Source organism: Clostridium pasteurianum BC1 (genome assembly GCF_000389635.1).
Taxonomy (GTDB): Bacteria; Bacillota; Clostridia; order Clostridiales; family Clostridiaceae; genus Clostridium_I; species Clostridium_I pasteurianum_A.
Genome location: NC_021182.1, coordinates 3,945,061 through 3,966,496, shown reverse-complemented (window position 1 = coordinate 3,966,496; position 21,436 = coordinate 3,945,061). Strand labels below are relative to the sequence as shown.

The window sequence follows — 21,436 nt, the reverse complement described above, 5'->3', positions numbered from 1 at the left end:
AACAAATATTTATTATTAATGTGATGTTCAAATCATGGATCAGTCTCACAATGTATATATATGTATTGTGAGACTGCTTTTTAGCGATTCTATTATTAAAAATAATTATTTTTAATTTTGTTAGATTCTTTTCTTGCTTATTCTAATTTAGTTTCACTTCTTAGCTTTATATATTGAGATGGAGTCATTCCTGTATGCTTTTTAAAAAACCTACTAAAATAATATGGGTCACTGACTCCTACAAGATAACCCACCTCTGAAATTTTAATGGGAGTTGTATCAAATAGTTCCTTAGCTTTAGTGATTCTTAGAGTGTTTAGGTAATTTAATATAGTATAGCCTGTCATATTTTCAAAAATTCTATTAAGATAATCATAATTTGATTCAAATAATTCTTCTATATCTGCTCTAGTAACTTTTTTCATGAAATAATTATTAAGATAATTTAATAGTTTTCTACATTTGATGAAAGATTTAGAAAAGTGTCCTCCAGTAGTATCTATTTTAGCAGAAGTATAATCTCTACTTATTTTTATTAATATTTGTAAAAGATTTATGGATGCAATCTTTTTATAACCTTCATATTTTTTATAAAAATCATTGTCTGTGTTTACAAGTAGTGGGATGATTTCGTTTTCATTTTCGTAATGATAGAATTTTGGTAAATAAAAAATATGGGAGATATCTTCGTATTTACTAAAATGATCACTAGCAAGGGACTCTTTTCTTTTTTTGATAAATTCCTTTGAAATTTCATTATCAGATTTATTTTTGATCCATTTAATCTTTGGATGTTTAAAATGAATATAATAATAATGGCAGACAGATTCTTTAAATCCATAGTGTTGAATATTGGGCTCTAGAATTAGCAAGTCACCTTTTTTTAAACAGTATTCAGTAACTCCTTCTTTTATATACAATTCTCCGCTTTTTACAACATACAATAAATATTCATCTGTAGTTCTCGTGAAGTGTTTCCAAGGTTTATTATAGGATACATGGCCAACTAGTCTTACGGATGGAATAATATCTGCATTTAGAGTTAATAAATTCACTTTAGCATCTCCTTATTTTTAAAGTAGCAATTGTACAAGAAAAGTATGAATTTTCTATTTAGTATTATTGTATTACAGATTAAAATTAAATCAAGTAGTAAATGAGGTTAGTAGTTTATAATTACAGCTATTAAGTAATCGTTTAACAAACACTTTAAAGAATAAACCACAAACTAATAGTTTATAAGCTATATACATTTATGTAATAAATAGTGTGTTTATTATGTAAACGTTTTATATAATGTATAATCTATATTATAAAGGAGATGATGAACTGTTTCAATAAGTGTACTGAATTTTCACCTGACTAACTTGGCGTAAGACTCCCACGCACTCTGTGAAAGCGGGAGTTCAACGCCAAGTAAGCCATGCATTTGCAGCTCTAAAATTCAGATGGGGTAAAAGAATCCCCACCTGAATTAAGAACTTGCTTCAATAAATAATATAAATCAGGAGGTAAATTATGATAAGAAGGAATAATAGTTTAAAAATGAAGATTGCAGCTTTGAGCTTAGCTATTTTTACGGTATCCACAATTTTTACGGGCTGTGGATCATCAGGTGATACAAATGTGAAAGATACATCAAAAGCAGCTACAACACCCTATGGTAAATATGATCAACAAGTTGTTTATACTCTGGGTAAAGCCACCCCTGGAAGTCCCCGTTTTCCCAAAGGTGATACTTATGAGAATAATGCATATACACGTTATTTAAAAGAAGTACTAAATGTTCAAAATAAAGATGCTTTTGAAGCAGCAAGTGGAGATGCATATAAACAGAAGGTGTCTATGGCAATAGCATCTGGTACTATTCCAGATATTATGCAAGTTGATGCGGCAACTTTAAAACAATTAGTAGATAATAATATGATTGAGGATTTAACTGAAGTCTATAAAAATGATGCAACTGATACAATAAAAAAAGATTACGCTTCTTATGGTGGTAAAGCATTAGCAAGTGCTACCTTTGATGGAAAACTTATGGCATTGCCATCTACACAATGTTCTAATACTCCAACAATGCTTTGGCTTAGACAGGACTGGATGGATAAATTAGGATTAAAAGCACCTAAGACAATGGACGATGTTGAAAATATTTTAAATGAATTTGTAACAAAAGATCCAGGAGGAAATGGAAAAGGAAAAACAATTGGACTAATAGCTTCCCCAACTATTGGCGGAGCATATGCAAGTTTGTATCAAATGGATAATGTTTTAGCACTTTATAATGCCTTCCCAAATCAGTGGATTAAAGAAGATGGGAAAGTTGTTTACGGTTCTACTACAGCTAATATGAAAAAAGGGCTGCAAAAAGTAGCCGATTTATATAAAAAAGGTTTAATTGATCCACAAATAGCTGCTAGAAAGGGAGATGACATTACTTCTCTTATTGTCAATGGCCAAGCTGGTGCATTCTTCGGACCTTGGTGGTCTGCAGATTATCCTTTAAATGATGCTAAAAAAGTTAATCCAAAGGCACAGTGGACACCTTATATTGCTCCAGTAAATAGTGATGGTACAGTTACTGCTTATACACAAAATCCAGCATCAGGTGATTATTTCGTTGTACGTAAAGGCTTTAAACATCCAGAGTTATTAGTAAAGATAGCAAGTGTTCTTAATGATAAGATGATATTTGAAGACTATGGAAGACAAGAACTACTGGATTATACTAAACAAAGTGTTGATACAGGTGTAAAGCCAGTTGGTATTCTTATTAATGATAACAATGCAACATTAGATATGTATAAAAATATTGATTTAGCTTTACAGGGTAAGAAAGATCCAGACTCTCTTGGCGCTGATAAAGGAAATTATGAGAAAGCTCAGGAATATTTAAAGAATCCTAATAATCCTAGTGCTGATGCCTGGAGCGGATATACTTCCAGAATGGTTTCTACAAAATTAATGGCAGAGGCAAAAGTAAACGAAGTAAATCCAGTATTCTTTGGACAAACGGCCAGTATGAAATTAAAAAATGCTAATTTACAAAAGCTGCAGGATGAAGCATTTTTAAAGATCGTAACAGGGCAAGAATCAATAAATGATTTTGATAAATTTGTAGCAACCTGGAAAAGTACAGGTGGAGACCAAATAACTAAAGAAGTAGAAGAGGCAATCAAAAAATAAATTTTCACCTGACTAACTTGGCGTAAGACTCCCACGCACTCTGTACAGCCCTCACACAAAATCGAAGATTTTGGTTCTCTGATTTACTTCAAGTGGGAGTTCAATGCCAAGTAAGCCATGCATTTGCAGTTCTAAAATTCAGATGGGGTAAAAGAATCCCCACCTGAATTAAGAACTTGCTTCAATTTTGAAATGGATGTAAATGCTATTTTCATCCATTTCCTTACCTTAAATGAGGTAAGGAACAAAATAAATTTAAAGGAAAGTAGGGAAATGCATGAAAAAAATAAAAGATCAATTAAGTTACCACCTAATGCTTACACCAGGTATGATTTTCTTAATTCTGTTCAGTTTTCTTCCTATGTTCGGTATTATCATGGCATTTCAGGATTATACGCCAGCTAAGGGAATGCTTGGTTCTCACTGGGTTGGGCTTCAAAATTTTAAATATATGATTCAAATTCCAGACAGTATGCAGATTTTAATAAATACACTGATTATAGCTATTGGTAAAACCATTTTGGGTACAATTATTCCTATTATATTTGCATTACTTTTAAATGAAATACGTTTGAAATGGGCTAAAAAGACCATTCAAACAATTGTATATTTACCTCATTTTTTATCATGGGCAGTTTTGGCAGCAATAGTTATCAATTTTTTTGATTTTAATGGTCCAATAAATCAATTTTTAGGTGTATTTGGAATAAAACCAACTATGTTTTTGGTAAGCAATAATTGGTTTAGACCGGTTTTGATTGGAACGGATACTTGGAAAGAGTTTGGATATGGATCAATTGTATATCTTGCAGCGTTAACGGGAATTGACCCTGGGCTATATGAAGCAGCTGCTATTGATGGAGCTAATCGATTTAAGCAGCTGGTACATGTAACTTTGCCAGGAATTATGCCGATTATCATGCTTATGGTTGCTTTGAATTTAGGAAACATTTTAAATGCAGGATTTGACCAGGTATTTAACTTATATAATCCAATTGTATATCAAACGGGAGATATTATTGATACTTATGTATATCGTGTTGGTTTAGTAGGAATGCAGTATAGCTTTGCAACAGCAGTAGGTTTGTTAAAATCTGTAGTAGGATGTATATTGTTATTATCTGCAAACAAATTATCCAAGAAGTTAGCAAATATGCAAATATTCTAATAGTCAAAGATTTATGAAAAACTAAAGGAAGGTAAAATTTTTGACAATACTGATACTCTAGAGGGGGAATTATTATGTTAAAATCAAAAAGTTTTCAAAGTAGATTAGCAGATATTTGTATATGGCTTGTTATTCTGCTGATGACAGCAATTTGTCTTTTTCCATTAATAAATATGGTTGTTATTTCTTTTAGCAGTAAATCAGCTGCAGCAGGCAATATGGTTGGACTGCTTCCAGTTGGCTTTACACTTGATTCTTATAAAAACTTATTGCAAGAATCACAATTTTGGCGTTCCTTTGGTATATCTGTGGAGAGGGTTATTCTTGGTACAGCGCTAAATTTAATATTATCAATTTTAATGGCATATCCTTTAGCAAAGACAAACCGGGAATTCAAAGGAAGAAATATTTATATGAATCTCATGATATTTGCAATGTTATTTTCTGGTGGTATGATACCTATCTTTATTACAGTTAAAAATTTACATTTGCTTGATACCATTTGGTCTTTAGTTTTACCTGGTGCGGTTAATGTTTTTAATACAATTCTATTAATGAATTTTTTCAAAAGTATACCAAAATCCTTAGAGGAAGCAGCAGAAATCGATGGATGCAGTAAGTGGAAAATATTGTTTCAGATTTATCTTCCCATTTCCCTTCCTGCATTAGCAACTATTGCACTTTTTAGTATAGTAGGTCATTGGAATGATTTTTTCTCAGGATTATTATATATAAATAAAGCTTCTAATTACCCATTACAAACATATATACAACAGTTAAATGTAGATGTTACTAAGATTACAGATGCATCACAACTGCAAAGTGTTGCCAATATCTCTAATAAAACATTGAATGCAGCAAAAATTGTTGTATCCACTATTCCGTTATTAATAATCTATCCATTTCTACAGAAATATTTTATAAAAGGTATGGTTATTGGCTCTGTAAAAGAGTAAAAAAGTTCTTAGGCATGTTTGTATACCTCTATTTTAATACTATTATAAATAAAAGTTACTCTAGCATTAAAAACAAAAAATAGAAAATGAAATTTATGCATTTATACGCTGAAAAAATAGAATAGAATAAATTTATCTATATATAACGGAAAGGCAGGAGAAGAGATGAATCAAGAAAAAGTTTGGTGGAAAGAAAGTGTTGTATATCAAATATATCCAAGAAGTTTTAAGGATAGCAATGGAGACGGAATCGGAGATTTAAGAGGTATTATTGAAAAATTGGATTATCTGAAAGATCTGGGAGTTACAATGGTATGGTTATCCCCTATATATAAGTCACCTAATGAGGACAATGGATACGATATTAGTGATTATCAGGATATAATGGATGATTTCGGAACAATGCATGATTTTGACGAATTACTTAGTGAAGCACATAAAAGAGGCATTAAAATAATTATGGATTTAGTTGTAAATCATACTTCGGATGAACATAAATGGTTTATTGAAAGTAAAAAATCCATAGATAATCCATATCGTGAATATTATATCTGGAGAAAAAGTAAAGCTGGCGTGGAACCTAATAATTGGGGCTCATGGTTTGGAGGAAAAGCGTGGGAATATGACAATGCAAGTGATATGTATTATTTACATATCTTCGCAAAAAAACAGCCAGACTTGAATTGGGATAATCCTAAAGTTCGAGATGAAGTGTTTAGTATGATGACCTGGTGGCTTGATAAAGGTATCGATGGTTTCCGCATGGATGTTATAAGTCTCATTTCTAAGGTTAAAGAATTACCAGACGGGGATACTCATGGTGGTTTGTATGGAGATTTAGCACCCTATTGTATTCATGGCCCAAATGTCCACGATTATTTGAAAGAAATGAACGAAAGGGTATTATCTAAATATGATATTATGACTGTTGGAGAAGCCACAGGTGTTACCATAGAAGAAGCAAAAAAATATGCAGGATATGATAGTGGGGAATTAGATACAGTATTTCAATTTGAACATATGGATCTTACAAATGGAGAACATGGAAAATGGAGCAATAAGCGATTCTCACTTTTAGAACTTAAAAAAGTTTTTGATAAATGGCAAAAAGGATTAAAAGGAGAAGCGTGGAATTGTTTATTTTGGAGCAACCATGATCAGCCAAGAGCAGTATCCCGTTTTGGGGACGATTCACATCAGTATAGAGAGGTATCTGCAAAAATGCTTGGAACATGTCTTCATATGCTGCAAGGTACTCCTTATGTGTATCAAGGAGAAGAATTGGGAATGACCAATGTAAGGTTTAAATCGATTGATAATTATAGAGATATTGAAACAATTAATACTTACAATGAAAATGTTAATAATAGGGGATTACAACCGGAAATTATGATGGATTATATCTATCATGTAAGCCGTGACAATGCTAGAACTCCTATGCAGTGGGATGATACAGAAAATGCTGGATTTACAACAGGAACTCCTTGGATAAAAGTCAATGATAATTATAAGAAAATTAATGCAAAGGCTCAAGTAAATGACGAAAATTCTGTTTATAATTACTATAAAAAGTTAATTTCTCTTCGTAAGGAGCATGAAATTATTATATATGGTGACTACGAATTATTATCACCAGAGGACGAAAATATTTATGCTTATATAAGAAGTTTTAATAATGATAAATTATTGATAATATGTAATTTTTCCAAGTATATTATGAATTTTGAAATACCAAAAGAATTAAAAGGAAAAGAAGCAAAAATGTTAATATCTAATTATCCAGAAGAAAAACTTGCGGATAATATCAGTTTAAGACCTTACGAAGCCAGAGTATATAAGTATTAATTTTGTAAGCGGTTAATAACTAGTCACGTTAACAGTTATTAACCGCTTGTTTTTTAATAATATTCTTCTAATAGTGTTTTCTTATTTAATTAATTATTTAGCTGCTTATACACAATATGAGCCAGAAACATTAAATAAATAATTTTTTTAACAAGTATAGACATTAGTAAAAAAAAGGAGTATTATAAAATTATGTTAAACGTTTACTCGAGGAGGTGAAATAGATGATTAACAAGCCAACAATCAAAGATGTAGCTAAAAAATCAAATGTATCTGTAGCTACAGTTTCCAGGATATTAAATGACTTAGAAGGTTATTCTGAAGAAACTCGAAAAAAAGTTATGCAGGTAATTAATGAAATCGGTTACCAAAGAAACGATATTGCTAGAAATTTAAAGATGAAAAGCACTCATACTATTGGAGTGTTGCTTCCTAAAGTAAGTACTAACTTCTATATAGAAATTTTAAGCGGAATAGAAGATGCCGCACATATTAATGGCTATAGCGTAATAATATGTAATGTAGGGGATAATGGTAAAAGAACTGAGGAATATATAAAAGTAATGATAGAAAGACAGGTAGATGGAATAATTGTCTGTAGTTTGCCTCCTGAAAAGAGTTTAATAGAAAAAATAATAGGAGTTAATATTCCAGTTGTTCTTATTTCTACATTATATGAGGGTTATTCTGTACCTTACATTAAAGTGGATGATTACAAAGCCTCCTATGCAGCTGTGGAATACCTAATTAAAAATGGTCATAAGAAGATAGCTATGCTGGGAGGAAAAAAATCGGATCTTATAGCTGGACTTCCACGTTTAGAAGGATTTGTTAGGGCTTTAGAGGATAATAAGCTTGAAATAAGAAAAAATCTCATAAAGCACAATGGCTTTAGTTTCAAGGATGGTATTACAAGTATGGAAGAACTTTTAAAGAAGAAGGAAAAATTCACAGCAATTTTTGCTGCCTGTGATGATATTGCAGTGGGAGCTCTTTCAGTGGCCCATAAGAGAGGATTAAAAGTACCAGATGATATTTCTATCATAGGTTATGATAATACACAAGCGGCAGAGATGTGCTATCCAGCTCTAACCACATTAGCGCAACCTCTATATGAAATGGGGCAAAAATCTGTGAAAATGATCATTGAGAAAATAACTTCAAGCGCTGAGGTTAAAAGCGTAATTATGCCTTTTAAAATAGTTGAAAGAGACACTGTAAAAAACATATAGTAAGTCTTTATTCTATAAGTAAACGATTAACTATAAAAAGTTATAAACTAATTTTTACTATACTAGTGCAGTGTTTTTAATGTAAAATCTTTACAAAATGCAGCAGCTATTTTTTATTAAATAATTAGCATATACGATTTAATATTAACTATGCAATAAATTGTATGTTTTACGTAAACGATTAATATAATTTGTAGTGCACAAATTTACTATCACTTATTAAGCTGTAAGGTAATTTACAAGATTGAAATAATAAATCTTCTATATTAAGAGAATTTATTATTTACATAAGACATGTGAGAATAAATAGTAAGTTAAATATATGGGTCTATTTTCAATAATACAGGGAAATAAAATAGACTAGCATACTGACTAGTTATTTATTTGAATATGCCTAAATATAGGAGGGTAAAAATGAATAAGAAATTAAGATTATTACTAACTATAGGTATTACTCTGATAATGAGCTCAACATTATTGAGTGGCTGTGGTACAAGTTCTGCGGATAATGGAAAAGTGCAATTAGAAGTATTTTCAACTAAACCTGAAAATAAAAATATTCTCCAAACAATAATTGATGATTTTAATAAACAAAATCCTAATATTGAGATTACCCTTTCTTCACCAGCAGATCCAGCAACAGTTTTAAAGACAAGGCTTACAAAAAATGATGTACCTGATGTGATGGGTTTAGGTGGAGATGCTGTTAATTATGGTCAACTTGCAGATGCAGATATGCTTTCTGATTTAACTAATGAAAGTTTTACAAAACAAATAGATAAATCCTATCTAGATATGTTAAAACAGTTAGAAGAAAAGCCTGATAATAAAGTTTACGCTATACCTTACGCTACAAATGCAAGTGGTGTTATATATAATAAAGATTTGTTTACAAAGCTTGGGCTAAAAGTACCGAAAACTTGGGATGAACTTATTGAGGTATGTAAAAAGATTAAAGCTAGTGGAGGAACACCATTTTACCTAACATTAAAAGATTCCTGGACAGGAATGAATATATGGAATACCTTGGCTAGTAATTTACAACTCAATAATTTCTTGAAAGATAGAAAAGATGGAAAAACTACATTTGCAGCTACACACGGTGAAATAACAGATAAAATGCTGCAAATAGGAAGTAATGGTGAAAATGATATTTTAGGTGTATCTTATGATGATTGTAATGCAGCTTTTGCACAGGGAAAAGCATTTATGTATATACAGGGAAACTGGGCTATTAGTGAAATTAAAAAGGGAAATCCTAATATCAAATTAGGCATGTTTACATTACCTGCTAGTAATGATTCATCTAAAAATAATGTAACATCAGGTGTTGACGTAGCATTTGCTATATCCAAGCAGTCTCCGCATCAGGCCGAAGCAAAAAAATTTATAGCATATATGGTTAAAAATGAAAATGTCAGTAGATATATAAAAGATCAGTTTGCCTTTTCAGCTGTTAAAGGTGTAGAACAGCAGGATTCAAGTGTTGCAGATATTCAAAAGAGTCTCACTGATGGAAAAATTGCAGGATTTCCTGACCATTATTACCCATTAGCTTTTGATGGAGCAAGTTTAGTTCAAGGTCTATATAGTCAAAAGAATAAAACACAATTTCTAAAAAAACTAGATACAGAATATGATAAAGCTAATAATAGATAAACAGAGTGCAAAATCAGCTTATAGACTATTATAATTTTTAAATACACTACTGTAAAAATAATTATATGTAAATTTTAACAATAGGAAGGTGAAAAAATGAAAAGTAAAAAAGCTTTTTATATGATGACTATACCAGCAGTTGTATTATTTTTTATATTTCATACAATGGCACTTTTAAAAGGTGTATTTTATAGTTTTACTAATTATAAGGGATTTGGAAGTTGGAGTTTTGTAGGATTTAAGAATTACATTTCAGTATTTCATGATAGTAATGTTTTTAATGCGTATGTTTTCACTTTTAAGTTTGCAATTTTAACTACTATTATAGTAAATATATTAAGCCTTTTAATAGCAGTAGGATTAAATTCAAAGATTAAGTTTAAAAACACTTTGAAGGCATTATATTTTATACCAAATATATTAGGAGCTTTAATAGTGGCATTTATATTCAATTTTATATTTGCACATATAATACCCAATATAGGACAATCCTTACACATGGCAGCTCTTAGTAAAAACATATTAGGTGATGAAAATCTTGCATGGATGGGAATAGTATTTGTTGCTGCTTGGCAAGCTATTGCATTCAATACCATAATATATATATCTGGACTTCAAACTATTGATAATGAAGTATATGAAGCTGCTGAAATTGATGGAGCCAATAACTGGCATAGATTTAAGGATATAATCTTTCCTCTCATAGCTCCATTTTTTACTATAAATATGGTTTTGTGTATGAAGAATTTTCTTATGGTATTTGATCAGGTGGTTGCAATGACAGGTGGAGGTCCTGGCGGTGCTACTCAATCTATATCTTATGTAATATATAATGGTGGCTTTAACCAGGGAAGCTTTGCTTATCAGTCTGCTAACGCTGTTATTTATTTTATTGTAATTGTAGCCATATCATTATTTCAGCTTAGAGTGCTTGAAAAAAGAGAGGAGAAAGTATTATGAGGAGAAAAGATACAAATTGGATTTCAACTATAATATTAATAGTTGTTGCTATTATAACTATAATACTACCATTATGCATTACAGTTCTAATAGCTATAAAATCGCCTGAACAGATGATTCCAAACCCTCTATCATTTCCTGAAAAGTTTCATTTTGAGAATTTTTCAAAGGCTATTGAAATGACAAATTTCTTTGGAGCATTTAAAAATAGTCTTATAATAACAGTTTGTGTATTGATTTTAACAATACTTTCTAATTCTCTAGTTGCATATGCCATAGCTAGAAATAGAAACAAGAAATTTTTTAGTGGTATCTATTATTATTTTGTAAGTGCTATGTTTGTACCATTCCCAATAATAATGCTTCCACTTGTTAAGCAGGCAAGTAGTCTTCATATGGATAATATAATCGGTATTATACTCATATATGCTGTATTTGGATTACCTTTTAATATTTTTCTTTATACAGGTTATATTAAATCCATACCTGCAGCTCTTGAAGAAGCTGCAATAATAGATGGAGCCACCACCTTTCAAATATTTAGATATGTTATATTTCCATTGTTAAAGCCTATAAATGCCACCGTTGCCATAACCACTTGTTTATGGACATGGAATGACTTCTTAATGCCGCTTATACTTTTAAGTAAACCTAGTATGGCAACATTACCTTTAGTTCAATACGTATTTAAATCACAATTTGCTACTAACTATAACTTGGCATTTGCTTCATATCTACTGGCATTATTACCACTACTTATAGTGTATATATTTGCACAAAGATGGATCAGAGACGGTATTACTACAGGGGCTGTAAAATAACAGAGTTTAAAAATACAAGATAGTATAAGGGGATTTAAATTTTAAATATGTTTTATAGAATTAATATATTTAAACGAAAGAAATAAATTGCAATTAAAAATGTAGAGAAGGCATTAGAAAATAGAAATTATATTAAGAGGGGGAAATAATAAAATGAATAAAACATGGTGGAAAGAAGGAGTAGTCTATCAAATATATCCAAGGAGTTTTAAGGATTCCAATGGGGATGGAATAGGAGATTTAAGTGGAATTATAGAAAAGCTTGATTATTTAAAAAATTTAGGAGTCAATATTGTATGGCTATGTCCAATTTATAGATCGCCAAATGATGATAATGGTTATGATATTAGTGATTACAGAAAAATAATGACTGAATTTGGAACAGAAGAGGATTTTAAAGAACTGCTTAGGGAAATGCACTCAAGAGGTCTTAAATTAATAATGGATTTAGTAGTAAATCATACTTCAGATGAACATCATTGGTTTGCAGAGAGCAGAAAATCCAAAGACAATAAATATAGAGATTATTATATATGGAAAGATGGCAAGGAAGGCAATCCACCAAATAACTGGGGCTCATTTTTTAGCGGATCTTCTTGGAAATATGATGAGACTACAGAACAATATTATCTTCACCTATTCTCCACAAAGCAGCCAGATTTAAACTGGGAAAATAAAAAAGTTCGTAATGAAGTTTATGATATGATGAAATTTTGGCTTGATCAAGGTATAGATGGATTCAGAATGGATGTTATAAACTTAATTTCAAAGGTACCAAGTCTGCCTGATGGTGAGAAAGTAAATGGAGCTTTGTATGGAGATGTATTTCCCTTCACTGCTAATGGACCAAGAGTACATGAATATTTGCAGGAAATGAATAAAGAGGTATTAAGTAATTATGATATTATGACTGTAGGTGAAACTCCTGGAGTAAATCCTGAAATTGCACAGCTTTATGTGAATAACGATAGGAATGAATTAAATATGTTATTTCAATTTGAACTTATGGATATAGATTCTGGAATCAAAGGCAAGTGGGATATTGTGCCTTGGAAATTAACTACCTTTAAAAATATAATGTATAAATGGTATGACGGCTTAAAAGATAAAGGTTGGAATTCTCTGTTTTTAAATAATCACGATCAGCCAAGATTGGTATCTCGCTTTGGTAATGACAAAGAATATAGAGTAGAATCCGCAAAAATGCTGGCTACATTTCTGCATACATGGCAGGGAACTCCCTATGTATATCAAGGTGAAGAAATAGGAATGACAAATGTAGAATTTAAAAATATAGAAGATTATAGAGACATTGAAATTATTAATATGTTTAAAGAAAAATCAGAACAGGGAATAGATAAAGACGTATTGATGAAGGCAATATACGCAAAGGGCAGAGATAATGCCAGAACTCCTATGCAATGGGACTCTTCTGATAATTCAGGCTTTACAGAGGGAAACCCTTGGATTGCTGTAAATCCGAATTATAAAGAAATAAATGTAGAGCAGGCATTGGAAGATAAAAATTCAGTATTCTACTATTATCAGAAACTAATTAAGCTCAGAAAAGAAAACAAAATAATAGTGTATGGTGACTTAGAACTCATAGATAAAGAAAACGAGAATATATTTGCATATACTAGAAGCTATAATGGTGAAAAATTGTTAGTTGTATTAAATTTTTATGGAGAAAAAGTACAATTTAAGGTTGATGAAAAGCTTGAGAATAAGGAAGTTAAATTGTTAATAAGCAATTATCAGGTGGAGGATGACAATCTGAATAATATAAAACTAAGACCTTATGAAGCAAGAGTATACAAAATTAATTTTAATTTGTAATAGTTAGAAGTTGCGAACTAACTTCTGGTAAAATTTACACCCCAGGGGTGTAAATTTTACCAATTCACTACATTTGTGAAATGCTACAAATAATTCAAGATAATTTCTATTTTAAATTGATGCAATTATAATGTATATTAGATTATATAAGCTTAAGACATCTTTAAATTGAGATGCCTAAAAAATATTTGTGTATATGGAGTGGATGATAAATGGGAAAAAAGTATGTTATAGGAATTGATTTAGGGGGAACTAAAATCAGCGGAGCTTTGTCAGATGTGGATGGAAACGTATTAAGTCAATATACCCTTCCAACTAATGCTTTTGAAGGAGAGACTGCAGTACTGGAAAGAGTAATTAAGGTTGTTGACAAAGTCTTAAATGATGGAAATAAAACTTCCGAAGACATTAAAGCTATTGGAATTGGTTCACCAGGACCGCTGGATGCTAAAAATGGAATAATAATAACAACGCCAAATCTGCCTTTTAAGAATTTTAAATTAGTAGATCCTATAAAGGATAAGTTTGGAGTTCCTACCTATCTTGATAATGATGGAAACGTTGCGGCTGTTGGAGAATTTGTATTTGGAGCAGGACAAGGTACAAAAAATATGGTTTTTGTTACAGTAAGTACTGGAATTGGCGGTGGCGCCGTTCTCAATGGACAGGTTTACAGAGGAAATACCAGCAATGCTCTGGAAATTGGACATATGACTCTGGAAAAGGATGGGCCTAGATGTAATTGTGGTAATTATGGCTGTGCAGAGGCACTGGCATCAGGAACTGCCATAGGTAAAAGAGGAAAAGAAGCAGTTTTAGGAGGAGAACCTACTTCCTTAAAGAATTATGATGATGTAACCTCCTATGAAGTTTTCTTAGAGGCAAAAAAAGGAGACAAGGTTGCTTCTGAAATACTGGACAAAAGTCTTAATTATTTAGGGATATGTGTGGCAAACCTTATTGTTACCTTTGATCCTGAAATGGTTGTCATTGGTGGAGGAGTTTCAAAGGGGGGGAATATAGTGTTTGAAAAGGTTAAAGAAGTGGTGAATACAAGATGCTTTAAAGCTATGGCTGAATCCTGCAAGATTGTACCAGCTGGACTTGGAACAGACGCAGGTGTAATGGGTGCAGTGGCACTGGCAGTTATTGAGAGTAAGTAATAATTTATAATTAGTATATGGTATTTACAATTTAATTCTTGAAAATAGCCGAGAAATGTATGCCTATACAATAAAAAAAGTACTGATTTCAAATTGTGATTTCATTTGATATATCAAACAATGAAGTATCTTTTAGACCTTATAAAGCTTTAGACTTTGTTAATATGTAAAATTTAATTTAACAGAAGGGGGACAAAAATGATAAAAAAATGGTGGCAGGATTCCATAGTATATCAAATTTATCCTAAAAGTTTTCAGGATTCAAATGGAGATGGGATTGGTGATATAAAGGGAATTATAGATCGTTTAGATTATTTGAAAGATTTGGGTATTAACGTTATTTGGATTTGTCCAATATACAAGTCACCTATGGTAGATCACGGATACGATATTTCAAATTACTATGATATTGATCCTTCCTTTGGAAACATGGATGATATGGAACTTCTTTTAAAAGAAGCAGAAAAAAGAGATATTAAGATTTTAATGGATCTTGTAATTAATCATACTTCAGATAAGCATATCTGGTTTCAGAAAGCCCTGGAAGATTTGGATAGCAAATATGCAGATTATTATATAATAAAAGAAGGAAAAGATGGTACCCCTCCGAATAACTGGCGTTCCATTTTTGGAGGAAGTGCATGGGAGAGAATTGGAGATACAAATAAATACTACTTGCATTTATTTACTAAGGGGCAGCCAGATTTAAACTGGGAAAATGAAGAGCTGCGTAATGAATTATATAAAATGGTGAATTACTGGCTAAAAAAGGGTTTAGCTGGATTTAGAATAGATGCAATCGCCCATATTAAGAAAGACTTTTCTTATGTTAATTTACCTGCTGATGCTCCAGATGGCTTAGTAGGTGCTTGGGAATACCATAGAAATGTAAAGGGAATTGAAGTGTTTTTAGATGAATTAAACGAAAAGACATTCAAAATCTATGGCAGCATGACAGTAGGCGAAACAGATGTAAAAGAAGTAGATAGACTGGTAGATTTCATTGGAGAAAATGGATGCTTTTCCACAGTTTTTGACTTTTGTCATACACTTTATCATGTAAATGATGAGGAGTGGAAAGATAAGCCTGTAGAAATGTTGAAGGAAATAAGGGATAAGCTATTTGAAAAGCAACTGGGATCAGTTAAATATGGGTTTTTATCTAATTTCATTGAGAATCATGATTTGCCTAGAGCAGCAAATAGATTCATACCGGAGAAAGAAGTTGGTTTTTATAGTGAATCAATGTTAGCAACTATGTATTTTTTCTTAAGAGGTATTCCTTTTATCTATCAAGGACAGGAAATTGGCATGACAGATTTTCCTAAAAAATCCATAGATGAATTTTTAGATTTAGCTACACATCAAAATTATAAAACATATTTAGGTAAAGGATTAACAGAAGAGGAAGCTTTAAAGAGAATAAATGTGGAATGCAGAGAACACAGTAGAACTCCTCTTCAATGGAGCGATGACGAAAATGCAGGATTTACCACTGGAACTCCATGGTTTGAAATAAATCCAAATTATAAACACATTAATATTAAAGAACAAGAAGATAAAGAAAATTCTTTATTGACTTATTACAAGAGATTAATAAAACTGCGTAAAAGTAAAGACTATAAAGAAGTTTTAATTTATGGAGATACTATTCCAATATTTGAACAATATGATGGAGTAATTGCATATGAAAGAAGAAATGAGAAACAAAGAATACTAATTATAAATAATTGTGTTAATAAGTCTTCTACTATAAAATTTAAAGAGAATATAAAAAATGTATTATTGAACAATTATAAGGAAATTATACTTGATAAAGAAAGCTTGGAATTACGTCTATATCAATCTATTGTTTTAGAAATTAATAACTAATTTTTTCTATTTATAATGAAAAATTTTTTAAATTTTCACTTTCATTAAAGCCTTCTAAGTCACTCTATAGTGATTTCAGGGGCTTTTTCTATGTTTTGATTTTAAAAAATTCTGGAGATATTAAAGCTATTGAAAAATAATAAATTACTGTGTTTATATTCTAATACAAATTTATTAGATGATTAGACACAAATACAATAGTGTCTAAAAGTTTTTCTTTAAAAATAGTTTTTTTAGACAGATATAGTTTTTACTTTTTAAAGTGTTTAAGTTTAATATACAAAATACATAATAATGCAGCAGAAGTCGTCATATTTAGAGCAATTCTTAATGTCTAAAAATTTTGGCACGAGATTTGCTTTATATTAAAGTGTAAGTTAAAAATTATTAAAATTAATATAAATGGAAAGGAGTACAGAAAAGTGAAAAAGATATTAATTGCAACTCATGGAACTTTAGCTAGTGGTGCTAAAAGCACCATTGAACTTTTAGTAGGTAGAATGGCAGATATTACATGTATCAATGCCTATGTTGATAAAGAGGGTGAGGATGTAAACGACAGCATTGCAAAATTTTTCGACAGCATTAAACCAGAAGAAGAGGTGTTTGTTTTTACTGATATTCTAGGTGGCAGTGTTAATCAAAAAATTGTAGCATATGCATCAAAATTAGATGTATTCATTGTCTCTGGTTTTAATCTTCCTGTTATCTTAACAGTAATAATGGAGACAGAATTAGTAACTAAAGAGAGACTAAGTGAGATTATTGAAGAAAGCCGAAGTCAGATGAATTTAGTGGAAGTTAATGTAAACGATAAAAGTGATGAAGATTTTTTAGAAGGATAAATAAATGGAGGTATGAAAAATGATAGTAGCATTAAGAGTAGATGATAGATTAATACATGGACAGGTCGCATTGACATGGTCAAAAGAATTAAAGGTTCAAGGAATTGTTGTAGCAAACGATGCATCAGCACAAGATGAAATGCAAAAGATGACATTAAAAATGGCAGTACCCAATAATATAAAATTGCTTGTAAAGTCTGTGGATGATGCAATAGGTGTAGTTAATAATCCTAAAGCAGCAAAAATGAGAATTTTACTGTTAACTAGAACTATCAAAGATGCCTTAAAAATTCGTGAAAGTACGGAAAATATAGAATATATTAATATAGGTAATGTGGGAAGATTTGATGGAGTTGATGCATCTGAAAAAACAATGGTAAGTTCAACTGTTATGCTTACAAAGGATGAAATCGATTCCCTGAAAAAGCTAATTGAGATTGATCCAAACACTAGTTTACAGGTGGTTCCTTCTGAAGAACGGAAACCAATGAAAGATATTATTAAAAAGCTGAATTTATAAAAGCTATCGAAGGGAGGAATACTCATGTTAGTACAGGCTATTTTAGTAGCACTTGCTGTTTTTGTATGTGTTGGAGGTGCTGAATTAGCAGGACTTACTATGCTTAACAGACCAATTGTCATAGGTCCTTTAGTAGGATTGCTGCTTGGGGATTTGCATACAGGAGTTTTAATAGGAGCAGCACTTGAAGCAGTATTTATGGGAGTAGTTAACATTGGTGGTGCACAGGCTGCTGAACCAGGTATTGCTACAGCTGTAGGTGCAGCATTTGCAATTATGCTAGGTGGCGGATCAGAGGTTGCTTTAACCTTAGCTATACCAATTGGTATTTTAGGACTTCAAATTAAAAATCTTTTATTTATTTTCTTAGTAGGTTTTTTTGCACCAGTTTTTGATAAACTTGCAGCAAATGGAGAAGAACGCAAGATAGTAACCTTGCATTTTGGACTTTGGACTGTTAACTGGTTTTTATATTCACTAGTTGCTTTCTTTGGTATTCTTGTAGGATCTAATGCTGTTCAGGCTTTGCTAAACTCAATTCCTCATTTTATATTGAATGGATTGACAATCTGCGGGAATTTATTACCTGCTGTTGGTATGGCAATGTTGTTAAAACTTCTCTGGAATAATAAAATAGCTGTTTTTTATTTCTTAGGATTTGTAGTGGTTGCATACTTTAAACTGCCACTAGTAGCACTTGCAGCTCTAGGTATAATACTTGCAATTGTTATTGCATCTAATGATTATAACTTGAGCCAATTAGCTAAAGCTGGTGTTAATCAAAATACTCAGTTAAGTGATAGTGAAGAGGAGGATTTTTTCGATGAGTAATTTAACTAAAGAAATTCCAAAAGAAGAAAGAAAATTGCTTAATAAAATGTTTTGGAGGTCCTTTACTTTATATTCTTCTGTAAGTCCTGCAAAGCAAGGTGGTTCAGGTTTTTGCTATTCATTAATGCCATTTATTAATAAGTTTTATACTGATTCAAAAGATAGAAAAGAGGCATTAGCACGACATATGTCATATTTTAGTGCAACAATTCCATTATCTACATTTATAATGGGTCTGACAGCTTCAATGGAAAAGGAAAACAGTATGCGTAAAGACTTTGATACCACATCCATTAATGCAGTAAAGTCCAGCTTAATGGGACCGATTTCAGGTATTGGAGATTCTATCTTTTGGGGAGTTATTAGGGTCATTGCAGCTGGCGTTGCTGTTAGTATGGGCCAATCTGGAAATGTTCTTGCACCAATTATATTCCTACTACTTTTCAATATTCCAGCTATTGTTATAAAATATTATGCAACATTTTTAGGCTATAGTTTAGGGTCAAAATATATAGAAAAATTATATGCCAGTGGATTAATTAATATACTAACTAAAGCTGCCAGCATTGTTGGTTTAATTATGGTAGGCGGTATGACTAGCCAAATGGTAATATTTAAGACTACGGTCCAATTTAAAATGGGCGGTACTTCAGTGCTTAACTTGCAAAATATGTTAGATCAGATATTCATAGGCATCATACCATTAGCAATAACTTTAATTTGTTTTTATCTGATGAGAAATAAAAAAGTTAGTATAAATATTCTATTAATCGGTGTTATTATATTGGGAATTTTACTTTCAGCATTGGGTATTGCATAATCATTTATTGAAGGGAGAATTAATATGAGTAATTGGTGGAAAAAATCAGTGGTTTATCAAATATATCCAAGAAGCTTTAAGGATTCAAATGGTGATGGATATGGTGATTTAAATGGTATAATAGAAAAATTGGATTATTTAAAGAATCTGGGAATTGATGTTCTATGGATCAGCCCTGTTTATGAGTCTCCTCAAGATGATAACGGTTATGATATCAGCGACTATAGAAAAATATACGAAAAATTTGGAACTAATGCTGATATGGAAAAATTAATTGAGGAAGCACATGGTAGAGGTATTAAAATAGTAATGGATTTAGTTGCTAACCATACCTCTGATGAACATTATTGGTTTGAAGAAAGTAAAAAATCTAAGGATAATCCATATAGTGATTATTATTTCTGGCTTGATCCTAAAACGGATGGCAGTGAACCAAATAATTGGGGATCAAGTTTCTGTGGCTCAGCTTGGGAATATTCAAAGGAAAGAAATCAATATTATCTACATTATTATACAAAGAAGCAACCGGATTTAAATTGGGAAAACCCAAAAGTTCGTCAGGAAGTTTATGATTTAATGAAATTTTGGATGGATAAAGGAGTAGATGGATGGCGTATGGATGTAATTGCATCTATATCAAAATATACTGATTTCCCGGATTATCCTGAAAAACCTGGACAAAAATATATTACAGGTTTTATGCATGCTAACGGACCAAGACTTCACGAATATCTGCAGGAAATGAATAAAGAAGTATTATCAAAATATGACTGCATGACTGTTGGAGAAGCACCTGGATCCGATTCAGATATTGCTAGATTATTTGTAGATCCAGAAAGAAAAGAATTAAATATGATCATTACCTTTGAACATATGAATCTTGATAGAATTCCAAGTTCTCCAAATAGAAAATGGGCATTGAGAGATTTTGATTTAGTAGAATTAAAACGTGTTTTGTCTAATTGGCAAGTAAAATTACTTGATCATGGATGGAATGCTCTATATTTTGAAAATCATGATCAGCCTAGAATTATTTCACGCTGGGGAAATGATACAAATTATCGTAAAGAATGTGCAAAAGCCTTCGCCACTATACTTCATGGTATGCAGGGAACACCTTATATTTATCAAGGAGAAGAAATAGGTATGGTAAATGCTCATTACAAGCTTGAAGAATATGATGATGTGGAAATTCATAATGCATATAGAGAATTAGTACAGAAAAATAAATCTATTTCAGAAGAAGATTTTATGGCCGCAGTATGGAAAAAAAGCCGTGATAATGCCAGAACTCCAGTGCAATGGAACAACTCTGAAAATGCAGGGTTTACAACAGGTAAACCTTGGATTAAGGTAAATCCACGTTATTCTGAAATTAACGTAGCGGAGGCATTGAAAGATGAAAATTCTATTTTCTATTATTATCAGAAGTTAATTAAGTTACGTCATGAAGAACAAATTCTTACAGATGGTACATTTAAGCTTTATTTGGAAGATCATCCAAGTTTATATGTATATGAAAGAGAATTTAAAGGTGAAAAATGGCTTATTGCAGCTAATTTTTCAGAGGAAGAGACGGCTATAGATGATCTTAAACCTTATTTTTATGAAAAGTGGGAGAAAGTTATCAGTAATTATCAGGAAATACGGGTGAATACCCCTTTAAGACCTTATGAGGCGTTTATTGTTAGAAGTGTTAAATAGCAAAAATAAGTAATT

General features: G+C 31.3%; 17 protein-coding genes. 16 read left to right on the top strand and 1 reads right to left on the bottom strand.

The annotated features are described in order from the left end of the window. Positions 1–137: 137 nt before the first annotated feature. Positions 138–1,055, bottom strand: a complete 918-nt coding sequence (locus CLOPA_RS18530) for an AraC family transcriptional regulator (protein WP_015616961.1) — start codon at positions 1,053–1,055, stop codon at positions 138–140. Between the two features lie 463 nt (positions 1,056–1,518). Between CLOPA_RS18530 and CLOPA_RS18525 the strand changes: the two genes are divergently transcribed. The 16 genes from CLOPA_RS18525 to CLOPA_RS18450 all read left to right on the top strand — a co-directional run bounded on the left by CLOPA_RS18525 (position 1,519) and on the right by CLOPA_RS18450 (position 21,421). Further along, the gene (locus CLOPA_RS18525) at positions 1,519–3,186 is read left to right on the top strand and encodes an extracellular solute-binding protein (RefSeq protein WP_015616960.1); all 1,668 of its coding nucleotides are present in this window, start codon (positions 1,519–1,521) and stop codon (positions 3,184–3,186) included. Positions 3,187–3,463: 277 nt separating this feature from the next. Then, complete coding sequence (locus CLOPA_RS18520) at positions 3,464–4,354, top strand: ABC transporter permease (RefSeq protein WP_015616959.1); 891 nt, start codon at positions 3,464–3,466, stop codon at positions 4,352–4,354. Between the two features lie 74 nt (positions 4,355–4,428). After that, on the top strand, positions 4,429–5,310 hold the full coding sequence (locus tag CLOPA_RS18515; RefSeq protein ID WP_015616958.1) for a carbohydrate ABC transporter permease: 882 nt from the start codon (positions 4,429–4,431) through the stop codon (positions 5,308–5,310). A 165-nt stretch (positions 5,311–5,475) separates the two neighbouring features. Further along, on the top strand, positions 5,476–7,155 hold the full coding sequence (locus tag CLOPA_RS18510; RefSeq protein WP_015616957.1) for a glycoside hydrolase family 13 protein: 1,680 nt from the start codon (positions 5,476–5,478) through the stop codon (positions 7,153–7,155). A 224-nt stretch (positions 7,156–7,379) separates the two neighbouring features. Beyond that, entirely contained in the window at positions 7,380–8,387 is a 1,008-nt protein-coding gene (locus CLOPA_RS18505) for a LacI family DNA-binding transcriptional regulator (RefSeq protein WP_015616956.1), read from the top strand. Positions 8,388–8,801: 414 nt separating this feature from the next. Beyond that, positions 8,802–10,046: an ABC transporter substrate-binding protein gene (locus CLOPA_RS18500; RefSeq protein WP_015616955.1), complete on the top strand. Its 1,245-nt coding sequence runs from the start codon at positions 8,802–8,804 to the stop codon at positions 10,044–10,046. 96 nt (positions 10,047–10,142) lie between these two features. Continuing rightward, positions 10,143–11,006, top strand: a complete 864-nt coding sequence (locus CLOPA_RS18495; protein ID WP_015616954.1) for a carbohydrate ABC transporter permease — start codon at positions 10,143–10,145, stop codon at positions 11,004–11,006. Further along, positions 11,003–11,827 carry a carbohydrate ABC transporter permease gene (locus CLOPA_RS18490; RefSeq protein ID WP_015616953.1) on the top strand — a complete coding sequence of 275 codons (825 nt, stop codon included), beginning with the start codon at positions 11,003–11,005 and terminating at the stop codon, positions 11,825–11,827. The genes CLOPA_RS18495 and CLOPA_RS18490 overlap by 4 nt, the downstream gene beginning before the upstream one ends. Positions 11,828–11,980: 153 nt before the next feature. After that, on the top strand, positions 11,981–13,666 hold the full coding sequence (locus CLOPA_RS18485) for a glycoside hydrolase family 13 protein (protein WP_015616952.1): 1,686 nt from the start codon (positions 11,981–11,983) through the stop codon (positions 13,664–13,666). 212 nt (positions 13,667–13,878) lie between these two features. After that, positions 13,879–14,829, top strand: coding sequence for an ROK family protein (locus CLOPA_RS18480; protein WP_015616951.1), 951 nt, complete (start codon positions 13,879–13,881; stop codon positions 14,827–14,829). A 198-nt stretch (positions 14,830–15,027) separates the two neighbouring features. Further along, entirely contained in the window at positions 15,028–16,701 is a 1,674-nt protein-coding gene (locus CLOPA_RS18475) for an alpha-glucosidase (protein ID WP_015616950.1), read from the top strand. A 422-nt stretch (positions 16,702–17,123) separates the two neighbouring features. Continuing rightward, entirely contained in the window at positions 17,124–17,546 is a 423-nt protein-coding gene (locus CLOPA_RS18470; protein WP_015616949.1) for a PTS sugar transporter subunit IIA, read from the top strand. 19 nt (positions 17,547–17,565) lie between these two features. Continuing rightward, positions 17,566–18,066: a PTS sugar transporter subunit IIB gene (locus CLOPA_RS18465; protein WP_015616948.1), complete on the top strand. Its 501-nt coding sequence runs from the start codon at positions 17,566–17,568 to the stop codon at positions 18,064–18,066. Positions 18,067–18,090: 24 nt separating this feature from the next. Beyond that, positions 18,091–18,897 carry a PTS mannose/fructose/sorbose/N-acetylgalactosamine transporter subunit IIC gene (locus tag CLOPA_RS18460; RefSeq protein ID WP_015616947.1) on the top strand — a complete coding sequence of 269 codons (807 nt, stop codon included), beginning with the start codon at positions 18,091–18,093 and terminating at the stop codon, positions 18,895–18,897. Continuing rightward, entirely contained in the window at positions 18,890–19,717 is an 828-nt protein-coding gene (locus tag CLOPA_RS18455) for a PTS system mannose/fructose/sorbose family transporter subunit IID (protein ID WP_015616946.1), read from the top strand. The genes CLOPA_RS18460 and CLOPA_RS18455 overlap by 8 nt, the downstream gene beginning before the upstream one ends. Positions 19,718–19,741: 24 nt before the next feature. Then, the gene (locus CLOPA_RS18450) at positions 19,742–21,421 is read left to right on the top strand and encodes a glycoside hydrolase family 13 protein (RefSeq protein ID WP_015616945.1); all 1,680 of its coding nucleotides are present in this window, start codon (positions 19,742–19,744) and stop codon (positions 21,419–21,421) included. Positions 21,422–21,436 lie beyond the last annotated feature (15 nt).